The sequence below is a fragment of the Ferrimonas futtsuensis DSM 18154 genome (assembly GCF_000422645.1).
GTDB classification, from domain to species: domain Bacteria; phylum Pseudomonadota; class Gammaproteobacteria; order Enterobacterales; family Shewanellaceae; genus Ferrimonas; species Ferrimonas futtsuensis.
In genome coordinates, this window is record NZ_AUGL01000015.1 from 38793 (window position 1) to 62171 (window position 23379).

Annotated in this window: 20 protein-coding genes and 3 tRNA genes; 7 read left to right on the forward strand and 16 right to left on the reverse strand. The window is 57.2% G+C overall.

Annotation, left to right across the window (positions count from 1 at the left end; all coding sequences use genetic code 11):
* Positions 1-209 precede the first annotated feature (209 nt).
* Both G505_RS0110865 and yejK read right to left on the reverse strand, forming a co-directional pair.
* Entirely contained in the window at positions 210-1580 is a 1371-nt protein-coding gene (locus G505_RS0110865) for a YjiH family protein (protein ID WP_035385327.1), read from the reverse strand.
* A 288-nt stretch (positions 1581-1868) separates the two neighbouring features.
* The gene (gene yejK, locus G505_RS0110870; protein WP_028109578.1) at positions 1869-2891 is read right to left on the reverse strand and encodes a nucleoid-associated protein YejK; all 1023 of its coding nucleotides are present in this window, start codon (positions 2889-2891) and stop codon (positions 1869-1871) included.
* A 77-nt stretch (positions 2892-2968) separates the two neighbouring features.
* On the opposite strand from yejK, the gene G505_RS0110875 reads away from it, so the two are divergent.
* The gene (locus G505_RS0110875; RefSeq protein ID WP_028109579.1) at positions 2969-3196 is read left to right on the forward strand and encodes a DUF1414 domain-containing protein; all 228 of its coding nucleotides are present in this window, start codon (positions 2969-2971) and stop codon (positions 3194-3196) included.
* 147 nt (positions 3197-3343) lie between these two features.
* Positions 3344-5143: a DUF3413 domain-containing protein gene (locus tag G505_RS0110880; RefSeq protein ID WP_035385328.1), complete on the forward strand. Its 1800-nt coding sequence runs from the start codon at positions 3344-3346 to the stop codon at positions 5141-5143.
* 397 nt (positions 5144-5540) lie between these two features.
* Here G505_RS0110880 and G505_RS0110890 read toward each other — a convergent pair whose 3' ends face one another.
* The 4 genes from G505_RS0110890 to G505_RS0110905 are packed head-to-tail and all read right to left on the reverse strand — an operon-like array spanning position 5541 to position 9716.
* Complete coding sequence (locus G505_RS0110890) at positions 5541-7337, reverse strand: hypothetical protein (RefSeq protein ID WP_028109581.1); 1797 nt, start codon at positions 7335-7337, stop codon at positions 5541-5543.
* Positions 7338-7351: 14 nt separating this feature from the next.
* Entirely contained in the window at positions 7352-8245 is an 894-nt protein-coding gene (locus G505_RS0110895; protein WP_028109582.1) for a hypothetical protein, read from the reverse strand.
* A 2-nt stretch (positions 8246-8247) separates the two neighbouring features.
* On the reverse strand, positions 8248-8652 hold the full coding sequence (locus tag G505_RS0110900) for a TerB family tellurite resistance protein (protein ID WP_028109583.1): 405 nt from the start codon (positions 8650-8652) through the stop codon (positions 8248-8250).
* Between the two features lie 32 nt (positions 8653-8684).
* A complete protein-coding gene (locus tag G505_RS0110905; RefSeq protein ID WP_028109584.1) occupies positions 8685-9716 on the reverse strand; it encodes a hypothetical protein in 1032 nt (343 codons plus the stop codon).
* Between the two features lie 225 nt (positions 9717-9941).
* Between G505_RS0110905 and G505_RS21330 the strand changes: the two genes are divergently transcribed.
* On the forward strand, positions 9942-10793 hold the full coding sequence (locus tag G505_RS21330) for a BrxR family helix-turn-helix transcriptional regulator (protein ID WP_051216089.1): 852 nt from the start codon (positions 9942-9944) through the stop codon (positions 10791-10793).
* Positions 10794-10873: 80 nt separating this feature from the next.
* Here G505_RS21330 and G505_RS0110915 read toward each other — a convergent pair.
* From G505_RS0110915 to G505_RS0110930, 4 genes are all read right to left on the reverse strand, one after another.
* Positions 10874-10950: transfer RNA gene (locus tag G505_RS0110915), tRNA-Pro, on the reverse strand.
* 382 nt (positions 10951-11332) lie between these two features.
* A tRNA-Pro gene (locus G505_RS0110920) sits at positions 11333-11409 on the reverse strand.
* Between the two features lie 238 nt (positions 11410-11647).
* Positions 11648-11724 (reverse strand) — tRNA-Pro (locus G505_RS0110925).
* A 172-nt stretch (positions 11725-11896) separates the two neighbouring features.
* Positions 11897-13006: a succinylglutamate desuccinylase/aspartoacylase family protein gene (locus tag G505_RS0110930; protein WP_028109585.1), complete on the reverse strand. Its 1110-nt coding sequence runs from the start codon at positions 13004-13006 to the stop codon at positions 11897-11899.
* Between the two features lie 142 nt (positions 13007-13148).
* On the opposite strand from G505_RS0110930, the gene G505_RS0110935 reads away from it, so the two are divergent.
* A complete protein-coding gene (locus tag G505_RS0110935; protein ID WP_028109586.1) occupies positions 13149-13673 on the forward strand; it encodes a DUF2058 domain-containing protein in 525 nt (174 codons plus the stop codon).
* 326 nt (positions 13674-13999) lie between these two features.
* Positions 14000-15694 carry a sensor domain-containing diguanylate cyclase gene (locus G505_RS0110940; protein WP_028109587.1) on the forward strand — a complete coding sequence of 565 codons (1695 nt, stop codon included), beginning with the start codon at positions 14000-14002 and terminating at the stop codon, positions 15692-15694.
* A gap of 66 nt (positions 15695-15760) precedes the next feature.
* On the opposite strand, the gene G505_RS0110945 is transcribed toward G505_RS0110940, so the two are convergent.
* Positions 15761-16600, reverse strand: a complete 840-nt coding sequence (locus G505_RS0110945; protein ID WP_028109588.1) for a 23S rRNA (adenine(2030)-N(6))-methyltransferase RlmJ — start codon at positions 16598-16600, stop codon at positions 15761-15763.
* 170 nt (positions 16601-16770) lie between these two features.
* On the opposite strand from G505_RS0110945, the gene G505_RS21335 reads away from it, so the two are divergent.
* Together G505_RS21335 and catB are read left to right on the forward strand one after the other, a co-directional pair.
* Positions 16771-17322, forward strand: a complete 552-nt coding sequence (locus G505_RS21335) for a hypothetical protein (RefSeq protein WP_051216091.1) — start codon at positions 16771-16773, stop codon at positions 17320-17322.
* 109 nt (positions 17323-17431) lie between these two features.
* Entirely contained in the window at positions 17432-18061 is a 630-nt protein-coding gene (gene catB / locus G505_RS0110955) for a type B chloramphenicol O-acetyltransferase (protein ID WP_028109589.1), read from the forward strand.
* On the opposite strand, the gene G505_RS0110960 is transcribed toward catB, so the two are convergent.
* The 5 genes from G505_RS0110960 to G505_RS0110980 are packed head-to-tail and all read right to left on the reverse strand — an operon-like array spanning position 18058 to position 22928.
* Positions 18058-18384, reverse strand: coding sequence for a cytochrome C oxidase subunit IV family protein (locus G505_RS0110960; RefSeq protein ID WP_051216093.1), 327 nt, complete (start codon positions 18382-18384; stop codon positions 18058-18060). The genes catB and G505_RS0110960 overlap by 4 nt on opposite strands.
* Positions 18385-18392: 8 nt before the next feature.
* Positions 18393-19040, reverse strand: coding sequence for a heme-copper oxidase subunit III family protein (locus G505_RS0110965; protein WP_245568365.1), 648 nt, complete (start codon positions 19038-19040; stop codon positions 18393-18395).
* 1 nt (position 19041) lies between these two features.
* Positions 19042-19698, reverse strand: a complete 657-nt coding sequence (locus G505_RS0110970) for a cytochrome c oxidase subunit 3 (protein WP_028109592.1) — start codon at positions 19696-19698, stop codon at positions 19042-19044.
* Positions 19695-21443, reverse strand: coding sequence for a cytochrome c oxidase subunit I (locus G505_RS0110975; RefSeq protein ID WP_028109593.1), 1749 nt, complete (start codon positions 21441-21443; stop codon positions 19695-19697). Before G505_RS0110975 ends, G505_RS0110970 begins: the two co-directional genes overlap by 4 nt.
* A 12-nt stretch (positions 21444-21455) precedes the next feature.
* Positions 21456-22928, reverse strand: a complete 1473-nt coding sequence (locus tag G505_RS0110980) for a cytochrome c oxidase subunit II (protein ID WP_028109594.1) — start codon at positions 22926-22928, stop codon at positions 21456-21458.
* Between the last annotated feature and the right edge of the window lie 451 nt (positions 22929-23379).

Below are 23379 nucleotides of genomic sequence, written 5' to 3' on the forward strand. Positions count from 1 at the left end.
AAGTAGTATTAATAATTTTAATAAGTTTTGGTTTAAGTCGCTGACTTTCGCCTGACAGCCGGCGAACCCTGTCAGCTAAACCCGGCACGCATCTCTTATGGTTTGTGTCATTCAACCTGCGCGTCCGTTACACACCTTACCAAAGCGACCCTAGGGTACAAAAACAAAAAAAGCCGGTGTTTCCACCGGCTTTTTCAAAATGTCTGTGCTCAGAACACCAGATGTGCCATCCCGGCAATCACCGGCAGAGAGACCAGAGTACGGAGCAGGAAGACAACAAACAGCTCAAAGACATTGATTGGAATGCGGCTGCCCAGCAGCAGGGCGCCGACCTCAGACATGTAGATAAGCTGAGTCACGGACATCGCGGCAATCACAAAGCGGGTCATTTCGTTGTCGATGCCGGCGGCGATGATGGAGGGGATAAACATATCCGCAAAACCGACCACCATGGTCTCTGACGCTTCCTGGGCGAAGGGGATCTGCAACAACTCCAGCAGAGGCACAAAGGGCGCGCCCATCCAGGCAAACAGCGGCGTGTACTCTGCGATAACCAGGCCCAGGGTACCGACGGCCATCACCACGGGCAGGATGCCAAACACCATATCCACGGCGTTTTTGATCCCCTCTTTCACTACATCCAGAGGGTTTTCGATGCGATCGGCGGTCTTCAAGGCGTTCAGATAGCCGTAGGAGAGGACGCTGTGACCCTGTGGGATCATCTCGGCATCGGCGGCGCGGGTGCTGCCATCGATCAGCAGATCTTTCTTGCGGCTCAGTGGCGGCAAACGGGGCACGATGATGGCCACCACGACACCCGCCAGACAGATGGTGGCGTAGAAGGGCACAAACAGGTGCTCCAACTTAACCTGAGCGATCACCACCAGAGAGAAGCTGATGGACACCGCCGAGAAGGTGGTGCCAATCACTGCCGCTTCACGCTGGGTGTAGAACCTGTCCTCATACTGCTTGCTGGACATCAGAATGCCCACAGAGCCATCCCCCAGCCAGGAGGCGAGACAGTCAATGGCGGAGCGGCCAGGCAGATTGAATACCGGACGCATGATCTTGGTCAGCAGCGTGCCAATGAGCTCCAGCAGGCCAAAGTGGGTCAGCAGAGGCAGCAGCAGTCCGGCGAAGATAAACACGGCAAACAGGGTGGGCAGCAGATCGCCAAAGACAAAGCTGCCGGTATCACCGCTGATGATCATCTCAGGACCGGTTTTGGTCACCACCATGGCCACGAAGATGGCACCAGCCAGGCGGGTAATGAACCAAAGTGGGCTGACATTCAACAGGCTGTTGAGAAAACCATTGCCGGTCACGAACTTGGGCTTGAGCAGCTTCACCACAGTGGTGGCGATGCCCATCAGGATCACCACGGCAGCGACCACGTTGGGCAGCGCATCACCAATCACCGCTTTCAGGCCGTTGGCCAGAATGGCGATGGGAATGGTCAGCCCCTCTTCGTAGATCACCGGGGTCATAAAGAGCAGTACCCCCAACAGGGAGGGCAGCAAGAACAGCATCAGGTTTCTGCTGGTTTTCACCTGATTGTCGTCGGTTGCGTGCTTATGCATGTGTGTTGCCTTGTAATTTTTATCTGATGAACACCGGCGGCGCTGACCAACCGGCTCATCTGGAATTGAGATTCGCCTATGCGATTGGTGCGCAGGTTAGCCGATGCTACCCATATTGTAAAATATAAATTCTGGCTTTATGCATAAATATGAGCACAAAAAGCCAATTAAGGTACGAATTGAATATAAATTCGCTTTTTGGGCAAACGGTTACCGATCTGGTTTTTTACATCCCAGAAACAAAAAGGGCCCCGTCTTAACGACGAGGCCCTTTTTATGCGATCACGCTCACGCTTTCAAGCGTCTTTGCAACTGGTCCAACAAATTTGGCGGAACGCCTTTGATGGTGATGGTGTCATTCACCTGGTCCCACACCACCCTTTCCCCCAGATGATGGGCATCGAAGGAGACCGAGACGCCACCGCCGGTTCCGGAGAACTTCTTCAACTGACGCAAGGTGCTCTGATCCCCGGGGAAGGTCTCTTCCAGGTCGTACTCTCCGGCCGAGGTAAACTGGTAGAACTCCTCGGCACCTCGGTCGGCAAACTCATCGGCAATGTCCTTAAGCTGAACTTCGCCGCCGGAGCTTATCTGAGTCTTGCAGTAATCGAATACCGCATCACGACACTGTTGACGCTCATCGGAATCCAGATCGGTGGTCGCCACATAGTCTTCCAGTGCCTGAACCAGCTCCTTGTTCTGGCTCTTGGCGTTCACCCCTTCCACGCACCCCATGAAATCCAGGAAGAAGTCGGCAACCTTGCGCCCTGCCCGCCCCTTGATGAAGGAGATGTATTTCTTGGAAGAGGGGTCGGCACGCCACTCGCTGAGGTCGATACGGGCGGCCAGTTGCAGGTTGGAGAGATCCAGGTGCTCGCTGCCATGGACCTCCATCTCCTGAGACACAGACACACTGGGCTTGGGCGACATCAGCGCCACGAACAGATAATCACAGGCGATGTGGTTGTAGGACGCCAGCAACAGGTAGCCCCCCTGAGCGAAATCGTATTTCCCCAGTTCCGCCTCCAGCAACTTGCCGGCCTTGCCACTGAATTCCACGAATCCCAGGTTACCGGTATGCCACTGGGTCAGGGCCTCGGAAAATGCTTCATTGGCCTCGCCATCGCCTTCTGGTACGCCGAAGTAGCCATATCCTTTGCCCGCCTTGGCGGTGTAGAGACGATGCAACTCACCGAGCAGCTCGTCCAGGGCGTCGGACTGTTCCAGAGGCTGCGGACGCAGCTTACAGCGCAGCTGGCCCTCACCGTCCCTCTGCACAGCATGCAGAATCGCCTGATCAATCTTAATCATCTTGTTCCTGGTGTTAGTGGTTCACGCACAGATCGGCTATTATACTGCGCCTTTGAATCAACATAACAGGAAAAGCCATGGCTATTCTGTCCAAATACAGCAACGACCAAGTGGAAAAGTTGCTGAACGAGCTGCTTCTAGTACTGGAAAAAAACCAGACCCCCACCGATCTGGCCCTGATGGTACTGGGCAATTGCGCCACCGACATCATCAACCGTGATGTGGCTCCCGGCGCCCGCAAGCGTCTGGCTGAACAGTTTGGTCAGGCTCTGCTCGCCTCCGTCGACAGCCGCCACGACGCCTGATGCCCGAGGGGTGACCCATCCCATGGGTCACCTTCCTCCCTTTGAGTGTCTATCCTCCAAAACAGGCAGGATTTACACCACTTTACTGGTATAGCGTCTTGTTTCCGCTTAGGATATGAGCTCCTAATAAGGAATACTGCCACATCCATGCACGCAACCGATCTGCAAAGGGACAAAGTCTCCCGTCTGGTAACCTGGGGTCACTGGTTTGCCTTTATTAATGGCCTGCTGGCCGCCGTCATCGCGGTTCGCTATGTGAAACTGCTGGGCTGGCCGGATACCCTGCTTGCCCAATTCTATTCAGTGATCACCCTGGTGGGTCACTTCTCGTTTGTCGGCTTCCTGCTCTACCTGCTGCTGCTGTTTCCCATCAGCCTGATTCTGCCCTACTCCAAGATCTTGAGGGGTTACGCGGCGATCATGGCCACCCTGGCCCATATGGTGCTGGTGTACGACATTCTGGTGTTCGACCATTACAGGCTGCACCTCAACCCCTTTGTGTTCGATATCTCATTCGCCGACCTGCCCAAGCTGATCAGCAATCCCTGGCTGCTGGTGGCTCCGGCGGCGATGCTGGCGCTGCAGCTGCTGCTGGCCAACGGCCTGTGGAAACGGATCGAGCGACTGGCACGGCGCAACTGGGGCGGTAAAATTGCCTCTGTGATGATCAGCCTGTTCCTGGGCAGTCACCTGCTGCACATCTGGGCCGACGCCAATGTCTACCAGCCCATCGTTCAGCAGGATGAGATGCTGCCTCTTCACTATCCCGCCACTGCACGCAGCTTTATGGCCAGCCGCGGCATCGTGGATGAAGAGACCCTGGCGGAGCGGGAAACCTCGGCTCAGCCCACCAAGCAGCTGACCTACCCCACTAAACCTATGCAGTGTGTCTCCACTCCCAGTCAGCCGGTGCTGCTGATCACCGTCGATGCCCTGCGCCGGGATATGATCACGCCCGAGAGCATGCCCTTCCTCAGTGAGTGGGCGACAGGCACTCACGACTTTAAGAACCACTACAGTGGCTCCAATGAGGCCGGCCAGGGGCTCAGAAGTCTGCTTTACGGGCTTTTGCCCGCCTATGAGGCTTCCCTGCTGGCCGATCAGAAGTCGCCGGTCCTGACCTCCGAGCTGGCCGCCAAAGGGTACAACCTGGTGGCACTGGGCGTGGCAGGCTCTCAGCTTGAACCCTCCACCCAGCTGGCCCTGCAGAGCTTTACCCTGAAGCAGGAACAGCCCTTCGACTCTGCCGCAGAGCGGGATGTTCAGACGACGGACCAGGCGCTGAAACTGCTGCAATCTGGCAACGGCAAGCTGGCCATGCTGGCCATGCTGGTGCAGTACCACGCGCCTTCGGTGTACAGCACGCCAGTGGGCTACGTGGGTCTGCCGACGGTGAAACCGGAGCTGGATATCAACGAAGCACAGGCGGTGCTGTTCAACCAATACCGCAGCTCGCTGAAGTTCCTCGACAGTCAGTTAGCCAGACTGCTGGCCAAGGTGGACAGCAACACTCTGGTGGTGGTAACCGGCAACAACGGTCAGGAGTTTACCAGTCTGCACAACACCCTCAGCCGCAACTTCTCGGATGCCACCATCGGCGTTCCGCTGATGATCCGCTGGCCCGGGGATGTGAGCAAGCAGATCAGTTACCCCACCAGCCACTACGCGCTGGCCCCCACCCTGTTGACCAACCTGCTGGGCTGCGGCAACAACCCGGCTGAATACAGCCTGGGCGACTCTCTGTACGCCCCCTCCACTCTGGATTTCCTGGTGGCGGGCAATCGCCGCTTTGTGGCGATCAAGACCCAGGACTCCACCACGGTGATCGACAAGCATGGCGACTACCGGGTGTACGACAATGGTCACCACCGCATCCGGGACGCCAAGCTGGATGCGCCCATTCTGCTGAGGGTGATGAAGGAGAATCGCAGGCTGTTCGCCAACTGATTCCATAAAAACAGAAAGCCCCGCACAGCGGGGCTTTTTTATGTCCGGTCGCAAAAACCAACCGAGTTTATACCAATGAATAACCGAATGCTCACCGGGGAATTGCTCGGCTAATATAGCGGTGCGTTTTGACGCAGATACTAAGGCTTGTGGAACAGGAATGAGCGCGCCATTGCGTGTTCCATGCCCCCTACTCCCCGATTGGGGTTTGTTGTTGTTGTTCCGGGAGTCACTATGTCGAAGAAAGATAACCAGTCCTTGGTGGACTGGGCCGCCGTGGCCTTTGCCGCTATCGCCCCAGCCGCCGTATTAAGCCTGCTGGCAGCGGTCAACTGAATATCCCCCGGCCAAGGAAGGTCAGCAGCGAAGCGGTCCACAGACCGCTTCGCTGTTTCTTTTAGACCACCAGGGCGTCACTGCTCTCCAACAGGTTCAGAAACTCATCGGTGTCCTTTACCGACAACTCGATGTTGAAGGTGTTGGCCAGCGTCTCCACCGCCGGATTCACATCCTCATCGGCGTCGATCAACCCCTGCATCTGCTCACTGATGGTCATAAAAGCCAGCTTGTCCTGAGCCAGCTTGGTGACTGCGGCCTTTTCAAAGGCGTCGGTGTTAAGCTTGATCTGCGCCACCCTGTGCTCGAAGATCTCCGCCACCCGCTTGGAGCGTAACTCCGCCTTGGTGGAGAAGATGTCGGCCTGATCCAGCAAGTACACCACCACCACAGAGGCCACGCCACTTAAGGTGCTCAGGGCGATGTCCTTGATAAAGCCCTTGGGCAGCGCCGACAGGATGCTGCCCTCAAAGTAATAGACCACAAAGCCCGCTGCCGTGGCGGCAAAGAGTTTGACGATGGCATCGGCCTTCTGAGCCCGACTCATGGCCGAGTCGGGCTGCATCAGAATCTTGCCAGCCCCCACCAATGCCGAGAACCCCTCGGAGATCACCTTCATCACCGTCTTGAACATGCCGGTGACCAGCCCGAGCACGCCCTCAATCAGAATCTTGATAAAGTTGCTCAGCAGATCCTTGATCCCTTGCGCCAGGGTAGGCAATACCTCCCGCTTCAGGTATCTCATCAGCCTGGACAGACGCACCTTCAGGCCTTCCAGGGCGGTTTCGGCCCCCACCCCTTCGGCAAAGCCATTGCGGACCGCATCCATCAATTCATGGATTAGAGGTTTTATCAGGGCGATGATGCCATGACCTATGGCCTGGTAAGCGCTTTGCTCCCCCGCCTGCTTTGCGGCTTTTTTGGACACTGACCACTTGTTGTCTTTCAGGTTCTCCACAGCCTTCTTCTGCGCCTTTTGGTGGATCGCCTTCTCCGCCTGACGCTGCTTGTCCACCGCAGCGTCATAGGTGTCATCGCTGTTCATGGACAGCTTGGCCAGACGGCTGCGCTCCTTGGCATTGAGACGACCACCGCCCGCTTGTTTGGCTTCCAGCGCCTGCTTCTCCGCTAGCATATCGGAGAAGCTGCTGTCCCCCTTGGAGCGATTGAACCGATTGGAGATCTCAACCAGATTGAACTCACCGTCGGTGATGGTCACCAAATCCTTCTCGGTCAAAAAGGCGTTGTTGGCGTAGCGGTCATTGATCTGCTTCACCGGCACCACATGGTCAGTATCCACCGCCCGCCAGTAACTGCCCTTCTCAATGGCCTTATCCTGCTTGCGATACACCCGTACCTTGCTGCCATCGTCATTCACTTCAAGGTCACTGTACCCTTGCGCCGCCCCCCCGAAGTGGGCCTCCTTATGCTGCTCGCGATTCTTCTCCTTGGTCATGGAGGCGCGCACCTTCTCGTCATAGTCACGCGCCTGACGCATCGCATCCAGTTGTTGGCGGGACTGCTGGGCATCGTTGCTCAGGGTCGCTCCCTCGCCATAGTCAAACTGCTGCACCTCATTCCACACCCGGGAGGCAGAGAGGCCGGTGCGATTGAGCTTAAGATCCTTGTGACTGATGATGCCATCGAGCACACTCAGCGCCATGGGCTTAACCAACTCATCCATCACCGAGGACCTGGATTCAAACTCCTGATACACAGACTCCAGCACCTCAATCGACTCCCGCTGCTCATACAGCTCAAGATCGATGAGTACGCTGCTCGCCTGCAGAGGCGACACGCCACTCAGTTGGGCCAGCACCGCTTCGCTGGTCAGTGTTGGTTGGGCATGCTGTTGCATTGTCGAGGCTCCCATCAGGCGGCTTTCAGTGCTGCGGCACGCGCGAACAGTGAGGCGGCCTCTGAGGCTTCCCCATCGATGACGGCACCGTCCCGGCTCAGGTAACTCATCTGAGCCATGCGCTTGAGCACCACGGAGAGGTTAAACAGGGCCTGGAACTCCTGGATGTGCACCACCGGCAGCAGACGGAAGTCCAGCTTGGCGGCAAACATCTCCGGGTTCATTCCCACCTGCAGGATGCGCTGAGAATTGATGCCATACTCAAACCTGTCCAGCAGGCGACCATAGTTGGCGATCAACTCATCGAAGTAGAGCTCTACCTGAACGATGGACTGCTCCACCACCTCGATCTTGGCCAGCTGAGCCTCCATCTTGGCGATCTCCTCCTCCACTCGCACCGCCTCATCTTTGACCTGCTGCAGTGACTCCTTGGCCTTTTTGCGGGAGTAGATCCCCAGTGTCAGCACCGACAACGCCACCTCACGAAAGCCCAGGTTGTCGAAATCAATCTCGAACAACTCGGCTTTGGAGCGAACCCCGGATGCCGTGGCCACCTCCATCAGTTTGTTGTCAAAAAACTCTTCGAAATGGCAGCCGGCCACCCGCACATTATGGAGCCGATTGGCCAGGGCGATGAACCTGGGGAACTGGGTGTCGAAAATCTGCTGCTTGAAGCCGTTGATCGCCTTAAGGCGCCCTTCAATGGCCAGGCTTCTCGCCTCGACCTGCTCCTGATACAACGTCTGCTGCCGCTTATAGCGGGCCATCAACTCTTCGTGCAGCCTCTTCGCTTCCAGAAACTTGTCTTTGCCGGTCACCGCATTCCACGCCTTAGAGCAGGCGCTCTTAACCCGGCTGACCACTCTGGATGCGCAGCTGCGAACCGAGCTCCATACCCTTCCCAGCATAATCAGGCCTCCACCATCTGATAGCCCTCGGCCACCAGGTCATTCATGGCCGCCACCCAACGCTCGATGCGGCGCACCTCGAAATCCTCCATGTCGAAGGCGTCGGACAGCCGTTGAATGAACACCCGCTCATTGTCACAGATGGCGCTGTCCGCCAGCATGATGCCGCACAGTTCGATCATCACCGCCTTGCGGTGACCGGTGCTGCCGGAGGCGAGCGCCTCGATGGACTCGGTCACCTGCTTGTTGCCGGATTTTGCCTGATAGCCATGCAGGTCACACTCATGCACAAAGGAGTTGTAGATCTCCAACTCTTCGGACTTGAACTCGCCGTTCAGCCCCATGGCATAGCGGGCCAGGTTGAGGAAATGCTGACGCTCTTTCTTAGGGAGAAGGTTTAAAAACATCGGATAAGCCTTTTGAATTCTGTGTATGTTAATTACTGCTCTGCAGCCGCGTGGTCCTGGCGACCGCTGACTTCGCCCGCAAGATCGTAGCGGTATTCGAACGCCACCTCTCCATCGGATCCGAACTCCTCTCCCTTGACGGCGCGTCCCTGACCGTCGAACTGAATCTGGTACTTGAGGAGACCATTCTCGAAGGTGCGACTGGCTACCTTACGGCCCTCTTCGTAGAGAATCTCTGTCACCTGACCACTGAGCTTATCCTCCATGGACGTGACCTTGCACTCGCCCAGGTGCTTCACAAACTCTTCGGTCTCCACTTTCAGGTCACGCCCCTCCATCAGAGCGTTGGTGAGGTCCACCGCGTTGTTGATCTTCAGGCTCTGTATCTGCTGAGTCACTTGCTCCACCAACGCCAGCCTCTCCTGGTGCGCCGCCAGTCGATGCTGCCCGGCTATCTCAACCAGCTTACCGGTCAGCACTTGGCTCGCACGCTTTTGCGCCTGACCCAGTTCCGCTACTTCGGTTTCGACTTTGGACTCCACTGCCTGCCTGCATTTCTGCTGAACTTCGTGGGTTTTCACCAGGCTCGCTTCTATCTGCTTGCGCTCCGCCTGCATCATAGGCTGCACCCTTCCTGGGACGGCAGTCACTTCGTCACACACCTTAGCCAACTCCACCTTGGTGCGCGCTCGCCCCTCCTGTATCGCCTCCAGCAGGTGCTCTTGCAGGGCTTCGTTGTGGCCCCGGAGCTCTCCGGACACCGAAATCAATGTCTGCGCCAGCTTGTTGTGGTTCTCCTCCGCCGCCTTGGCATGATTCTTCAGGCTGGAACTCAGTTGCTCCCAGGTGGTGAAGTTTCGCTCCTGAACCTGAGTGGCGCATTTGGTAATCAGAGACGCGATCTCTGTAGCGGACTCACCGATTCGGACTTCAGTCTCCTGAGACAGCTGTTGTTGCATCGCCGTCATGGCGGACTGGCGAACCAGCAGATAGAGGATCAGGGCACTGTTGATGGCCGTGAGGGCAAACAGGGCCAGGCCCAGATCATTGAGAGAGAGTTCCATAGCGTTCTCTTTTTAACCAAAATGAATGTAGCGAAGTTCAGTGGATTATAGTGATGGCAATATTTTTCTAAAACAGTGATTTAAGTTGAAAACACAATCAACTGAACGAATATGCGGCAACCACCATATGAGGGTGTTGCCTGACGCCAATATTAATGTAGCTTGAAACTACATGTCATTACTGGCTACATTAACATGTCGCCTTTTCAAGCAGATGGAAACTCTATGCGCCTCGACCAGAGATTGAGGTACCGCCTCATCGAAATCATCGCCCTGTGGGAGGGGCGACTGACCACCAATCACCTGTGTCAGGCCTTCGATATCGGCCGCCAGCAAGCCTCAAAGGACATCAATGCCTACATAAAGGAATCCTCGGGTGCCAGCCTGGTGTATGACCGCAGCCTAAAAGGGTACAAACCGGCCAAAGGGTTTACGCCCTCCTTCTGCCGAGGCCAGGTTGATGAGTACCTGCAACTGCTGGATCGCCACGATGACCTTGGCGACATGCTGTCACTTACCAGTCTGCAGCCCGATGCCACCCACTATATGGACGCCCCCTCCAGGTACGTCTCCCCCCAGGTAGTGCGAACCCTGATCCAGGCGGCACGTCAAGGGCTCACCGTCGAGGGACACTATGAGTCCCTATCCGCAGCGCCCCCCGAGGATGACCCTGTCAGGCTTCTGGCCCCTCATACCCTGGTATACAACGGCTTTCGTTGGCACGTACGAGCCTGGTGTGAGAAGAACCAACAATTCCGGGACTTTGTGATCAGTCGATTTCGTGGGGAACTGAGCCTGGAACAGAGACAGGCTGGTCAAAGGAAGGAGGAGGATACCGCCTGGAACCGGCTGGTTGAGGTCAACCTGATTCCTAATCCAAGGCTTGAAGAGAGGCAAAGGCGGATCATAGCGCGAGACTACGGCATGGACCCTGAAACACTCTGTCGTCGTGAGCGCGTCAGAGAAGCCCTACTGCCCTACTACCTGAAACGCTGGGATGTCTCCGAACCGTACAACGACGCCGTGCCCGCTGAGCACCAACACCTGGTGCAGGCCGGCTCCTCAAAATCCAGTTGACCCTTGCCAAGCGCAGCACTGTTCAGGGGCGGAGAAACGAAAAAGCTCTTACCTAACGGTAAGAGCTTCTCTCAAAATAGTGGTCGGCCAGAGAGGATTCGAACCTCCGACCCCCGACACCCCATGACGGTGCGCTACCAGGCTGCGCTACTGGCCGACAACGAGGAGGGATAATACCCTCTCCCCCACGAATTGCAACCTTTGCCAATCCGAGTGCTCTTTCTTTATTCAATTCCCAACATGTATGCCGAACATTAAAATAATTTAAGTTTTCCCGGCTACTACGGCACTGCCGGAAAAGAGAAGCATCACTGATTAAAAGTTTGCCCCAAAGTGCGCAGCACTTTCCGGCAAGGAGGCACAAAAAAACCGACTCACTTTCGTGAATCGGTTCATTTGAATAGTGGTCGGCCAGAGGGATTCGACCTGGGCGGCATCCCGACGCCCGGCCAGGGTCCGACCCAAAGTGCGCAGCACTTTCCTGGGGCGGAGATACGAAAAAAGCTCTTACCTAACGGTAAGAGCTTTTCTCAGTAAAGTGGTCGGCCAGAGAGGATTCGAACCTCCGACCCCCGACACCCCATGACGGTGCGCTACCAGGCTGCGCTACTGGCCGACAAAACTGATTGTCACTTCAGAGCTCGCAGTTGCATCTGAAATGTCCGACCCAAAGTGCGAAGCACTTTCCTGGGTCGACAGCTACAGAGGGAGTCTTCCATTCTGTAACCTTAAGAAAAAGTGGTCGCCAGAGGGATTTAACCCGGCCGGCGTCCCGGTCCGACCCAAAGTGCGAAGCACTTTTCAGGGTCGACAGCTACAGAGGGAGTCATCCATTCTGTAACTTTAAGAAAAAGTGGTCGGCCAGAGAGGATTTGAACCTCCGACCCCCGACACCCCATGACGGTGCGCTACCAGGCTGCGCTACTGGCCGACAACGAGGACGCATGATACTCCCTCCCGGCAGATTTGCAAGGGTCACAGATGCAAATGGTCTATCTTTGCCCAGCCCCGGGCCCTTCCGCTGCATTTCGCACCAAATCCTGTTCACTATATGGCTAACCGCTTAAAAAATAACGAGTTGAGAACTGGGGCCATGCAAACTTCTACAGTAGGAAGGTATTGGTCAGCACCTTAAACAGCTCTGTCCCCTGGCGGACGCTGGCCGAAGCAAAGTTGAGCACAGGTATCGCGGTTTCCGGCAGGGTCAGATCCCGACTTTCCCGTTTGCCTGTCATTAAAGCATCGAAATGCCAGATGCGGGCCAGCGGTTGCCCAGGTTCAACCGTTTGCCCCAGGCTGGCCAGGTACTCAATCTGACCGCCACAGGGACTGTACACCGGCCGATAATCCTTTAGCTGGCAGGCATGTTGGGTAATCTGGGGCAGAGGCGCATCAAACTGAGGCAGTACGCCCTGGTGCTGAAGATAACGGGCGATTCCCAAGGCATCCCAGTATGCGTCGTCGACATTGAGGTATTCCTGGGACCCCAGTTCGAGGGTAAAGGCATCGACCAACACCGGCAGTTCCCGACCCAGCTTCGCCATTGCCTCGGACAGTTGCCACCAGGGGCTGAAACTGGCCTCATCCATGGCCCCGTCAAAATCGCTGGGAATCAGAATATTAAGAGGAATATTGAACAGATGTGCCCGCGCTCGCGCGTACTGGGGCACATAGAGGTGGCGGGCAGAGATAGGGCCTGTGTGCAGATCCAGAACAATGTCCGCCTCCAACGCCATCTGCTGCAACCTTAACGCGAGATGCTGGCCACTCTTGACCCCAAAGGGCGAAGCCAGCTTGGCATCCAGCTGGGCCCGAATCCCTTCACGCATCGCCTGAGCCAGCTCCTGCTCACTGGCGTGGGTCATGGTCTGAGCCAGATGCTGCACCAAACCTGGATCAAAGTGATACTGACGATTCCAGTTCTCTCCGCTTACCGGATCAAACCGGCCCAGAGTAAACTCGCCACTTTTCTGGTTGATGCCCAAAGGGTTGGCCATGGGCACCAGCACCACATCTCCCAAGGGAGGGTGTTTCTTTAACATCTGCACCAGATGATGGATGACCGCGTTTCCCTGCACCTCGGCACCATGCACATTCGCCTGTATGTAAGTGCTGGGCCCCGAGCCTGATCCAGAAAAACGGATCACGGGTACCGTGATGTCTGTGCCTGTCGCCTGTTGGCCCACAACCAGTGAGTGGGTGGTGACTGTCATTGCCTGTTACCGTCTATGATGAAAACCACCACACTAGGGCAGAGACTTGTGAAAATCCAGAGCCAAAGGGGCCATTTGGGTTTGGCTGCCAAGCTGATACACTTGGTCACTGCGATATTTATTGATTAAGGACGGAGCGACCATGTCGTTAGCGGACCAACTTTTGAAAGCAGGCCTGGCCGACAAGAAGTCGGTACAGAAGGCCAAAAAAGAGAAGCACAAGCAGCGTAAAGCGAAGCAGGTGGTGACCGACGAGTCCAAGCAGCTTGCTGAACAGCGCAAACGTGAACAGCAGGAGCGTGACCGTGAGCTGAACCGCCAGAAGCAGGAAGAGGCTCAAGCCAAAGCGATTCTGGCCCAGATCAAACAGCTGATCGACACCAGTAAGCAGGATCGCAACAAGGGTGACATCGCCTACAACTTCAGTCACGACGGCAAAATCACCAAAGTCTATGTGACCAAGACTCAGCAACAGCAGTTGATCGCCGGCCAACTCGGCATCGTCATTCAGGAGGAGAACTACGAGCTGGTGCCCTCCAAGGTGGTGGAGAAGATTGAGCAGCGCGACCCCAGCATGGTGATCCCCCTGGCCCAGAACGACGAAAGTACCCCAGCCGAGGACGACCCCTACGCCGACTACCAGATCCCAGATGATCTGATGTGGTAATCACCACAGCCGTAAGCCTAAGGCCGACCCAAGAGTCGGCCTTTTCATTGCCTGCCTCACCAAGTTTCGTTCATTTTCCACAGAGGCTTTCTAACACGCACTCAATGTGTTAGGTCAACCCATCAGATGGCGAAAAGCCCCCATTTTCTTTGACGCCGATCACACAACATATCTTTGACGGTGCAACGAAAAATTGACGGTGATAGATTGCGCAAACAATATTCGCCAATGGATTTGGGTGGGTGAACAGGAAGCGGGACCGGAGCCTTTTAGCTCTTATCGTCCTTTTACTCCTGCCGTTTTTGGCTCAGGCCAGAGCGGTAGAGATGCAGGTCTTCTATTTCGAGGACGGCGGCAGCGACCTCGCAGTTTACGACATCGCCCGAATGAACCCCGCTCAATGGCGGCGCCTGCCCGATGACACCGCTCGCTTCGGCATCTCCAACGCCACCTACTGGTTAAAAGTGGTTGTCAGCAATCAGTCGGAACACCCTCGCAGCAGGCTGCTTGAATTCAGCTCCACCACCCAGGACTACATCGAAGTCTACTCGGAGCTGGCTGGCCACTACAAAATGGGAGACCGAGTCCCTTTTGATGAGCGACCGCTGCAGAGCATCACCCCCACCATTGAGCTGACCCTGCCCCCACTTAGCAGCACCAATGTCTGGGTCAAACTGAGCACCGAAGGCGGCTTTTTCGAATTGCTGCCGCTCAAGCTGCACACCAAGGAGGAGTGGGCCCAGCACCAGTTGGAGCGTAACTTTCTGTTTGGCATGTTCTTCGGCTCTCTGGCTATCATGCTGGTGTATGGCCTGACCCTGTCCATCGTGCTGAAGAACACCAATTTCATCACCTACAGCGCCTATCTGTTTACGGCGCTGTTATGCACCCTCTTCTATTACGGTTTCGGTTTCCGATGGCTGTGGCCAGAGTGGCCCACAGTTAACTTCTGGGCGCTTCAGATCAGCTATACCGCCCTGATTCTGAGCTCCTCCCTTTTTGCTGAGCGCTTTCTCAATATTCGCCAGCATTTCCCTGTATTAAGAAGGGTTCTGCAACTGCTTATCGGCCTGATGCTGGTTGCTCTGTTGCTTACATTGACCGGCGTGCACCTGGCCACCATGGCGATGCTGATTCCGCTGTCGATGTTGATTCTGGCCCTTCTGAGTGGCTGCGCTGTGATCATGGCCTGGCGACTGCCTGGCTGGACCAACTTGCTGTTCCTGTTAGCCTGGCCCTGCCTGCTGATCTGCATCGGCCTGAGCTTTGCCAACGCCCTGGGCTGGGTGCCGATCTCCCTGGACACCAAATACCTGCTCAGCGGCCTGTTCACCGTTGAGATGCAGTTGCTCGGGATCTTGATCTCCAAACAGTTCTACCAGCTCAGAAACGATCTGGTCAGCGCCCGCAGCGACTCCTCCAGGCAGATGAACCTGGATGTGATGGCCAGGAACAAAGAGCTGGAGGTGCTGAATCAGAAGCTCAAAGAGCAGGCCTACTGTGACGCCATGACCGGCCTCAAGAACCGCCGCAGTTTCCGCTACGCACTGGACAAACTTGAGATAGAGGTCAGTGGCCAGACCCGGGCCCTGGTACTGATTGATCTGGACCACTTCAAGTCCATCAACGACAGGTTTGGACACCAGATGGGGGACCGCGCCCTGAAACACGCCGCCAGCATCATTGATCAATCGGTGTCACTGGTTCACGGCCAGTGCTTCAGGGTTGGCGGCGAGGAGTTCGCCGCCATGCTGACGGCACCGGATCAGCCTGGCCTGGTGGCCCAGTGCGAAATGATTCGCCATAAGCTGGCCCAAACACCTATGCCTCTGACGTCAGGCAGCCTGCACATCACCGCCTCCATAGGCATCAAGACCGTCGACCCTGGACAGTTTGAGTCCTCCAGGCAGATCTACCAACAGGCTGACGCCGCCCTCTACCAGGCTAAAAGACTCGGCAGAAACCGGGTCTGCGAAGCTGGCCTGAGCAACGGCTTCGCCGAAGCCCCGGTTCCCGCCTGAGCCTGGATAACAGTCAACCGCCCCAACAACGAAACAGGGCCCCTTTTGGGGCCCCGTCTGACTTCACTATTCCGGTACGATCCAGCGCAATCGGAAATTGGCCATCTCATCCTGCGCCAGTTTATCCCTGAGCCAGGGCAGCACATTCTGCATCTGCTGTTCCAGAGTCCAGGGTGGATTGATGACAATCATCCCAGAGCCAGTCATGCCAAACTCACGGGTGTCTTCAGTGACGTTCAGCTCAATCTGCAGGATTTTACGAATGCCGGTGGCCTCCAGAGCACGCTCCAGACGATTGATCTCCTGACGGCTCACCACGGGGTACCAGATGGCGTAGGTGCCGGTGGCCCAGCGCTGAACCCCTTCCTTGACCCCCTTAACCAGATCCTTGTACTCCCCTTTAAGCTCGTAAGGAGGATCGATCAACACCACACCACGACGCTCTTTCGGAGGCAGGGAGGCTTTCAGCCGAGCGTAGCCATCTTCCTGATACACCTTCACCTGACGGTCGCGGGAAAACTCCTGCTTCAGACGGGGAAAGTCCGTCGGGTGCAGCTCGGTCAGCACCATGCGGTCCTGTTCGCGGATCAAGGCCCGGGTCAGCAGCGGACTGCCGGGGTAGTAGCGCAGGTTGCCACTTGGATTGAGTGCCTTTACCGCCTTCAGGTAAGGGTGGAGCTCTTCGGGGCAGTCTTCTCCCCAAAGCCGGGCGACGCCGTCCACGTATTCACCGGTCTTTTCGGCATGCTCGGAAGTCAGATCATAGCGCCCGGCGCCGGAATGGGTGTCGTGGGCAACAAAGGGCTTATCTTTTCGCTTCAGCGACTCAAGAATCAGCGCCTGAACCGCGTGTTTCAGCACATCGGCATGGTTGCCGGCGTGGAAGCTGTGGCGATAGCTCAGCATGGTGTTAAAGGCTCATATAAATTGCAATCGGCGCAGTATATCAACTTGCCCGCCACTCAGGGACACAAATCTGCACCAACTTAGATCAGACTGCCGCAGGCTGTTTATACTTTACTCCACGGATTTTCATTGCCCGCCTGCGAAGGCGACTGAGCAACCGGGAGAGGATCATGACCAGACATCTGTACCTCGCCAACAGCCTGTGGGAACTGGGTCAGATTGAAACCCAGCTGGAACGGCAGGGTCTGAGCCCGGCCCAGATCCATGTGGTCAGCGACAAAGGTTCCCTGGCCAAACGCTTTCAACTGCAGAACGGCAACTCACTGCTGTTCCTTGAGCTGGCACACTCCACCCTGCAAGGCGCCAAAATTGGCGCCCAGCTTGCCTTGCTCTGCCTTGCCGTAGCCAGCCTGTTCGACGTGGGCAACAGCGTCTATGGCTGGGCCCCCTTCCTGATTTTTGCCGGGATCCTGCTGGGGTTCTGTATCTGGGAGGGAGGTCTGATCGGCATCAGTGCCCCTCACGAGATCAGGCAGCGCTACCACAGCTCCATTGAACGCGGTCAGCACCTGATGCTGGTGGACGTTGAATCGGCCCAGGAAGCCGACCTCACCCAGGTTCTGTCCAAACACCCCATGGTGCTGGATATGGGGCACGAACAGGGGGTGGAATCCGGCGCCGTACGCATGCAGCATTGGTGGCTGAAGCACCCACTGTGGTAGTTGGAGCAGGAGGGTATTACAAGAGATTCAGCCAGGTTTAACACACCCTGGCACTCTGGCTGGGGCAGGAGTAGACTTCCGTCACCCTGCCCCTTTATCTGGGAACATCATGGACAACTATTTCGATTCGCCCTTCTGTGGCGCTCCGATTCGAGACCAGACCAGCAACCCCAACATCATCGCTGGCAAGCACAGCTACTACTCCGGGTACTATCACAACCACAGCTTCGATGACTGTGCCCGTTACCTGGCCCCGGATCGCACCGACGTGGATAAGCTGATCATCGGCAGCTACTGCTCCATCGGCTCTGGTGCAGTCTTTATGATGGCGGGTAACCAGGGGCACCGCAGCAACTGGGCAGCCACCTTCCCCTTTTTCTATCAGGACAACCCTGAGTTTGAAGGCGCCGCTGACGGGTTTGCCACCGCGGGCGATACCGAGCTCGGCCACGATGTCTGGGTGGGGAGCGAGGCGATGATCATGCCCGGCGTCAAGGTGGGCAATGGCGCCATCATCGCCAGCCGCGCCCTGGTCACCAGGGACGTCGCTCCCTATGCGGTCGTCGGTGGCAATCCGGCCAGGGTACTTAAGATGCGCTTTGATGAACAACGGATCGCCTGGCTGCAGCAGATGTGTTGGTGGGAGTGGGATGAAACCCTTTTGGCCGAAGCGATGCCACTGCTGTGCAGCAGCGACATCGAAGGGCTCTACCGCTTCTGGCAGTCGCGGCTAGGCTAGTCGCCGGTAACAAAGTGAGTCAGACGAAGAACCTGGGTGTAATCGGACTCCATCGCCATCAGCGCCACCAACACCAACAGGGCCAGGGGCGGTAACAATATGGCGTAGATCAGCGCCAGCCGCTCCCACATCATGTGCATAAACACCGCCACGATCAGCCCCGCCTTAAGCAGCATAAACAGGATGATCAGCGTCCAGCGAAGCATCCCTTCCAGACCTGCGTAGTCCACCATGTAGCTTAGGGCACTCAGTACAAACAGCAGCCCCCAGATCTTGAAGTAGAGACCTATCGGATGCTGCTGTCCTCCGTCACTCGTGTGCATACTCCCTCCTACCACAGATAGAAGAAGGCAAAGATAAAGACCCAGACCAGATCGACAAAGTGCCAGTAGAGACCGGTGGTCTCCACAATGCCGTAATCACCGCTGGCCTCGTAGTCCCCTCGCCGCACCTTATTGGCCACCACCAACAGCAGAATTACGCCGATGGAGACATGCAGGCCGTGGAAGCCGGTGATCATGAAGAACGCCGCGCCAAACTGAGAGGCCCCCATGGGATTGCCCCAAGGACGAACACCGTCTTCAATCAGCTTGCTCCACTCGAACGCCTGCATTCCCACAAAGCTGGCCCCCAGCACCGCCGTCGCCAGCATCAGGGCCGCCGCCACCTTGCGGTTCTTGCGGTAACCATAGTTCACCGCCATCGCCATGGTGCCGCTGGAGGTGATCAGGATGAAGGTCATGATGGCAATGAGCAGCAGGGGAACGGTCACACCGCCTACGGTCAGGGCAAACACCTCGGAAGGGATGGGCCAGGGCACCGTGGTGGACATCCGCGCCACCATGTAGCCCACCAGAAAAGATCCGAAGACAAAGGTGTCACTGAGCAGGAAGATCCACATCATCGCCTTGCCCCAGGGAACCTGAAAGGTACGTCGATCCCCGGACCAATCACTGACCAACTGTTGCAGAGCGTTCATCTTAGCCTCCGACATCAATTCCACAGAGAGCTGCCAGCAGTTTATAGGTGGCCGGCGGCCGGCTGATGAGGGCAAACAGCACACACCAGAGTAGGAACAGATAGTGCCAATAGCGGGTCAGCAACCTGAGTCGCCCCAGGCCAGTGTCCCGCCACAGCTCCGGCAGGACAAAACTGATGACCAGCAACGCGGCGACCAGATGCACGGCGTGCAGGCCGGTCAGCAGGAAATAGAATCCTGCCGCCGGGCCACTCTGCAGTCCAAAACCACGCTCGGCAAAAGCCTGCCATACCAACCACTGCCCCACCAGAAACACCAGCGCCAGGATAAGCCCCGCCGCCATGGCCAACATGCCGCCGCCCTCGCGCCGCTGCAGGCAGGCCAGCTGCATCACCAGGGAGGAGCACAGTAATACCAGGGTGTTGATCCACAAAGGCGTCAGGTCAAACAGCGGCTGCCAGGGCTGCTCGGTCAGCGGCTGCCAGTCCGGGGACTGAGAGCGCATGATGGCGGACAGCATAAAGAGCACAAACAGCGAGGTGATGACCGCCAGCCCCACCCACAGTCCGATGGAGCCGGCATTTCTGGGCGTCGCAGCCTCCGGCAGGTAGCCAGAATCCTGCCAGGGCTTTTGCATCAACGTATCCAGCAGTTTCATCGGCTCACCTCCGGCTGGGCATCCCCCGGCAAAGCGTCGCCGCCCTGCCAGGGATCGGTCTGTACCACCATGTCATCAGGATGACCGGGCACGCTGTAGTCATAGGCCCAGCGGTAGACTACGGGCAACTCCGGCCCCCAATTGCCGTGACCGGGCGGCAGGGTGGGGGTTTGCCACTCCAGTGAGGCGGATTGCCAGGGGTTGGGCTTGGCCTTAGGGCCTCTGATGTAACTCCAGGCCAGGTTAAACAGAAACAGCAGCTGAGCCACACCCACTATCAGGGCCGCCACTGTGATGAAGGCGTTGATGCTGTGAGCCTCAGGAGGAATGAAGGCATAGTCATCGTAGGCGTAGTAGCGCCTCGGCAGGCCCAGCACCCCGAGGTAGTGCATGGGGAAGTAGATGGCCCAGGTGCCTAGGAAGGTAATCCAGAAATGCAGCTTGCCCAGGCCGTCATGGAGCATGCGGCCGGTGACGCTGGGATACCAGTGGTAGATACCGCCGAAGATCACCAGGATGGGCGCCACCCCCATCACCATATGGAAGTGGGCCACCACGAAGTAGGTGTCGGACAGGGGCAGGTCCACCACCACATTGCCCAAAAACAGCCCGGTCATGCCGCCGAAGACGAACGTCAGTACGAAGGCCACCGAATAGAGCATGGGTACCGTCATCCGCACGTTGCCCCGCCACATGGTCAGTACCCAGTTGTACACCTTGATGGCGGTGGGCACGGCGATGATCAGGGTAGACACCGCAAAGAAGAAGCCAAAGTAGGGGTTCATTCCGGAAACATACATGTGGTGCGCCCAGACCACGAAACTGAGTACCCCAATAATGACGATGGCCCACACCATCATCCGGTAACCGAAGATGGTCTTGCGGGCGTTGACACTGATGAGATCGGAGACGATGCCAAAGGCGGGCAGCGCCACGATATACACCTCGGGGTGGCCAAAAAACCAGAACAGGTGCTGGAACAGTATGGGGCTGCCGCCGCCATAGTCTGTGGCCTGGCCCAGGGAGATAAGCTCGGGCATAAAGAAGCTGGTGCCCAGCAGCTTATCGAACAGCATCATCACCGCGCTGACAAACAGCGCCGGAAAGGCCAGCAGCGCCATGATGGTGGCCATAAAGATCCCCCATACCGTCAGGGGCATGCGCATCAGGGTCATCCCACGGGTGCGAGCCTGAAGCACGGTAGTGACGTAGTTGAGTCCACCCATGGTGGCCGCCACGATGAACACCGCCAGTGAGGCCAGCATCAATACGATGCCACCATCCACACCCGGGGTGCCCTGGAGAATCGCCTGGGGCGGATACAGGGTCCAGCCCGCGCCGGTGGGACCGCCGGTGACAAAGAAGCTGGCCATCAGAATCAGCACCGCCACCAGATAGGCCCAGTAGCTGAGCATATTGAGGAAGGGGAATACCATGTCCCGTGCACCAACCATCAGGGGAATCAGGTAGTTGCCAAAGCCCCCCAGGAACAGGGCCGTCAGCAGGTAGACCACCATGATCATGCCGTGCATGGTGATCATCTGGTAGTAGGAGGCGGGATCAATGAAGTCAAACTGGTCCGGAAAACCCAGTTGCAGACGCATAAACAGAGACAGCACCAAAGCGACCAGACCGACGGCCACGGCGGTCAGGGTGTACTGAATGGCGATCACCTTATGATCCTGGCTGAATACGTACTTTTGCCAGAACCCTGTGGGCGCCGGATGATCAAACTCCTGGCTCATGTTCGCCTCCTGTCAGGGGCTGTCCGCCAGCTCCTGGATATACAGAATCAGTGCCTGGGTCTCTTCCTCGGTCAACGGCATCGGGGGCATCAGGGGCTGATACCCCTCCACCAGCTCTGCCGCTGGCTCTGCGATGGCCCGGCGCAGGTATGGTTCATCGGCCATCAGGGTGCGACCGTCGGTCAGTCGCCGCTCACTGCCCGCCAGGCCCAGCCAGCTGGGGCCCACCCCCGGTTTGCCATCAATGCTGTGGCAGGCGATGCACCCCTTGCTGCGCGCCAACTGCTCTCCGGATAGGGGCTCGACGGCTGCCTCTTCAGGCAGGGGCACCGGTGAAGACGGCTCGACGTCGCCCGCCTCTTGAGACGGCGGTGCGACACCGGCCTCCCCGCCCCGCTCGCGGATATAGGCGATGATGGCGCCCAACTGCAGATCCGTCAGTGTCGGATAGGGGGGCATCACGTTGGCATACCCCTGGACCAGGCTAGCGCCGGGGTCCCGTATGGCCTCAATCAGGTAGGCGTCATCCGCCAGAACGGTGCTGCCGTCAGACAAGGTTTCCTGCTTGCCATAAAGGCCCAGCCAACTGGGTGCCAGCGGACTGGACTCGAAGCCATGACAGGCCAGGCAACCCTGAGAGCTGGCCAGAGCTTCCCCCTCCCTGGCCTGAGGGCTGAGATCGCTGGACACCGAGGCGGTCATACTGGAGGCGAAAGTCGGCAGTCCGGCCACCCAGGCCTGAAAGGCGTCTGGCGACTCCACCAGCAAGCTGCCTCTCATGTTGAAGTGCCCCACCCCGCACAGCTCGGCGCAGAGGATCTCAAACTCCCCTGGTCGAGTCGGGGTGAACCACATGGAGGAGACGATGCCCGGCACGGCGTCTATCTTGTTGCGCATCTGGGGGACGTAAAAATCGTGGAGCACATCTTTGGAGCGCAGCAGCAGCTGGACCGGCTTATCCAGAGGCAGGTGAAGCCGATTGGCGGTCACCAGGCGATCGTCCTGTCCCAGGGGATCGGCCGGATCGATGCCAAAGGGGTTGTCCGGTGTAATGCGCTGGATGTCGGTACGGCCAAGCGAGCCATCCTCTCCCGGCAGGCGAAACTTCCAGCTCCACTGCTCAGCCAGCACCTCAACCTGATGAGCGTCATCGGGCACACTGACGACATCGGAGTAAACGTAGAGACCGGGCACCAGCATGGCGGTGATCCCCACGGCAGTCAGCCCGGTCAGCCACCACTCCAACCGGGAGTTCTCCGGCTGATACTCCGCCTGATGATCCTGTCGATAACGGTAGCGGTACACCGCCCAGGCCATAAACACCACAACGGCAATAAACACCAGGCCGGTGATGGCCAGGGTAATGGCAATGGTCAGGTCAATGTCGCCCCAGTTGGAGGCCAGCTCGGGCAATTGCCAGCCTCCGGCGAAGTGAAACCAGAGAGAGGCAAGCAACAGGGCGATCAGGACGATGGCTATGGTCATAGGCGACATCCCACTTACCGCATTGAGAACGGCACCGGGCAGAAGCCTGAGCTATAAAAGGTTTCCACCTCAGCGATAACCTCTAAGACTAGAAGCGAATCTGGCACACTGCCAAAGAATCCTGGGCAAGCAGAGAGCAGGAGATGACCATTGGTCATTTTTGAGAACAATGTGTTCGACCATAATCGGTGGTTTTTCAAGCGCTCACCATGGAGCCGCCCTCAATATCTGGTATGATTCCCGCCACTGATTGCGACGGCAAACGCCACGCCAACAGAGATAAAAACAGCCGGCGCGCATCAGAATTTGCCAGTTACATAAGTGACTTGGAGTGCCAGACCCAGAAAATGAACCCTATCTCTACCGCTGAAGTAGGGGAAGGCTAAGCCTAAAACAGCAAAAACAACAGGCTGTTCGCCCTCATCATTGTGCGAAATTTAGAACGCTGAGT

What these genes read in the sequence shown, in the direction of transcription:
- G505_RS0110890 (WP_028109581.1), bottom strand. Translation starts at nt 7,337, where the DNA reads ATGCAACAGCATGCCCAACCAACACTGACCAGCGAAGCGGTGCTGGCC.
- G505_RS0110960 (WP_051216093.1), bottom strand. Translation starts at nt 18,384, where the DNA reads ATGCACACGAGTGACGGAGGACAGCAGCATCCGATAGGTCTCTACTTC.
- G505_RS0110945 (WP_028109588.1), bottom strand. Translation starts at nt 16,600, where the DNA reads ATGCTGAGCTATCGCCACAGCTTCCACGCCGGCAACCATGCCGATGTG.
- G505_RS0110880 (WP_035385328.1), top strand. Translation starts at nt 3,344, where the DNA reads ATGCACGCAACCGATCTGCAAAGGGACAAAGTCTCCCGTCTGGTAACC.
- G505_RS0110940 (WP_028109587.1), top strand. Translation starts at nt 14,000, where the DNA reads ATGCAGGTCTTCTATTTCGAGGACGGCGGCAGCGACCTCGCAGTTTAC.
- G505_RS0110970 (WP_028109592.1), bottom strand. Translation starts at nt 19,698, where the DNA reads ATGAAACTGCTGGATACGTTGATGCAAAAGCCCTGGCAGGATTCTGGC.
- G505_RS0110865 (WP_035385327.1), bottom strand. Translation starts at nt 1,580, where the DNA reads ATGCATAAGCACGCAACCGACGACAATCAGGTGAAAACCAGCAGAAAC.
- G505_RS0110980 (WP_028109594.1), bottom strand. Translation starts at nt 22,928, where the DNA reads ATGACCATAGCCATCGTCCTGATCGCCCTGTTGCTTGCCTCTCTCTGG.
- G505_RS0110965 (WP_245568365.1), bottom strand. Translation starts at nt 19,040, where the DNA reads ATGAACGCTCTGCAACAGTTGGTCAGTGATTGGTCCGGGGATCGACGT.
- G505_RS0110905 (WP_028109584.1), bottom strand. Translation starts at nt 9,716, where the DNA reads ATGGAACTCTCTCTCAATGATCTGGGCCTGGCCCTGTTTGCCCTCACG.
- G505_RS0110975 (WP_028109593.1), bottom strand. Translation starts at nt 21,443, where the DNA reads ATGAGCCAGGAGTTTGATCATCCGGCGCCCACAGGGTTCTGGCAAAAG.
- catB (WP_028109589.1), top strand. Translation starts at nt 17,432, where the DNA reads ATGGACAACTATTTCGATTCGCCCTTCTGTGGCGCTCCGATTCGAGAC.
- G505_RS21330 (WP_051216089.1), top strand. Translation starts at nt 9,942, where the DNA reads ATGCGCCTCGACCAGAGATTGAGGTACCGCCTCATCGAAATCATCGCC.
- G505_RS21335 (WP_051216091.1), top strand. Translation starts at nt 16,771, where the DNA reads ATGACCAGACATCTGTACCTCGCCAACAGCCTGTGGGAACTGGGTCAG.
- yejK (WP_028109578.1), bottom strand. Translation starts at nt 2,891, where the DNA reads ATGATTAAGATTGATCAGGCGATTCTGCATGCTGTGCAGAGGGACGGT.
- G505_RS0110895 (WP_028109582.1), bottom strand. Translation starts at nt 8,245, where the DNA reads ATGCTGGGAAGGGTATGGAGCTCGGTTCGCAGCTGCGCATCCAGAGTG.
- G505_RS0110900 (WP_028109583.1), bottom strand. Translation starts at nt 8,652, where the DNA reads ATGTTTTTAAACCTTCTCCCTAAGAAAGAGCGTCAGCATTTCCTCAAC.
- G505_RS0110930 (WP_028109585.1), bottom strand. Translation starts at nt 13,006, where the DNA reads ATGACAGTCACCACCCACTCACTGGTTGTGGGCCAACAGGCGACAGGC.
- G505_RS0110875 (WP_028109579.1), top strand. Translation starts at nt 2,969, where the DNA reads ATGGCTATTCTGTCCAAATACAGCAACGACCAAGTGGAAAAGTTGCTG.
- G505_RS0110935 (WP_028109586.1), top strand. Translation starts at nt 13,149, where the DNA reads ATGTCGTTAGCGGACCAACTTTTGAAAGCAGGCCTGGCCGACAAGAAG.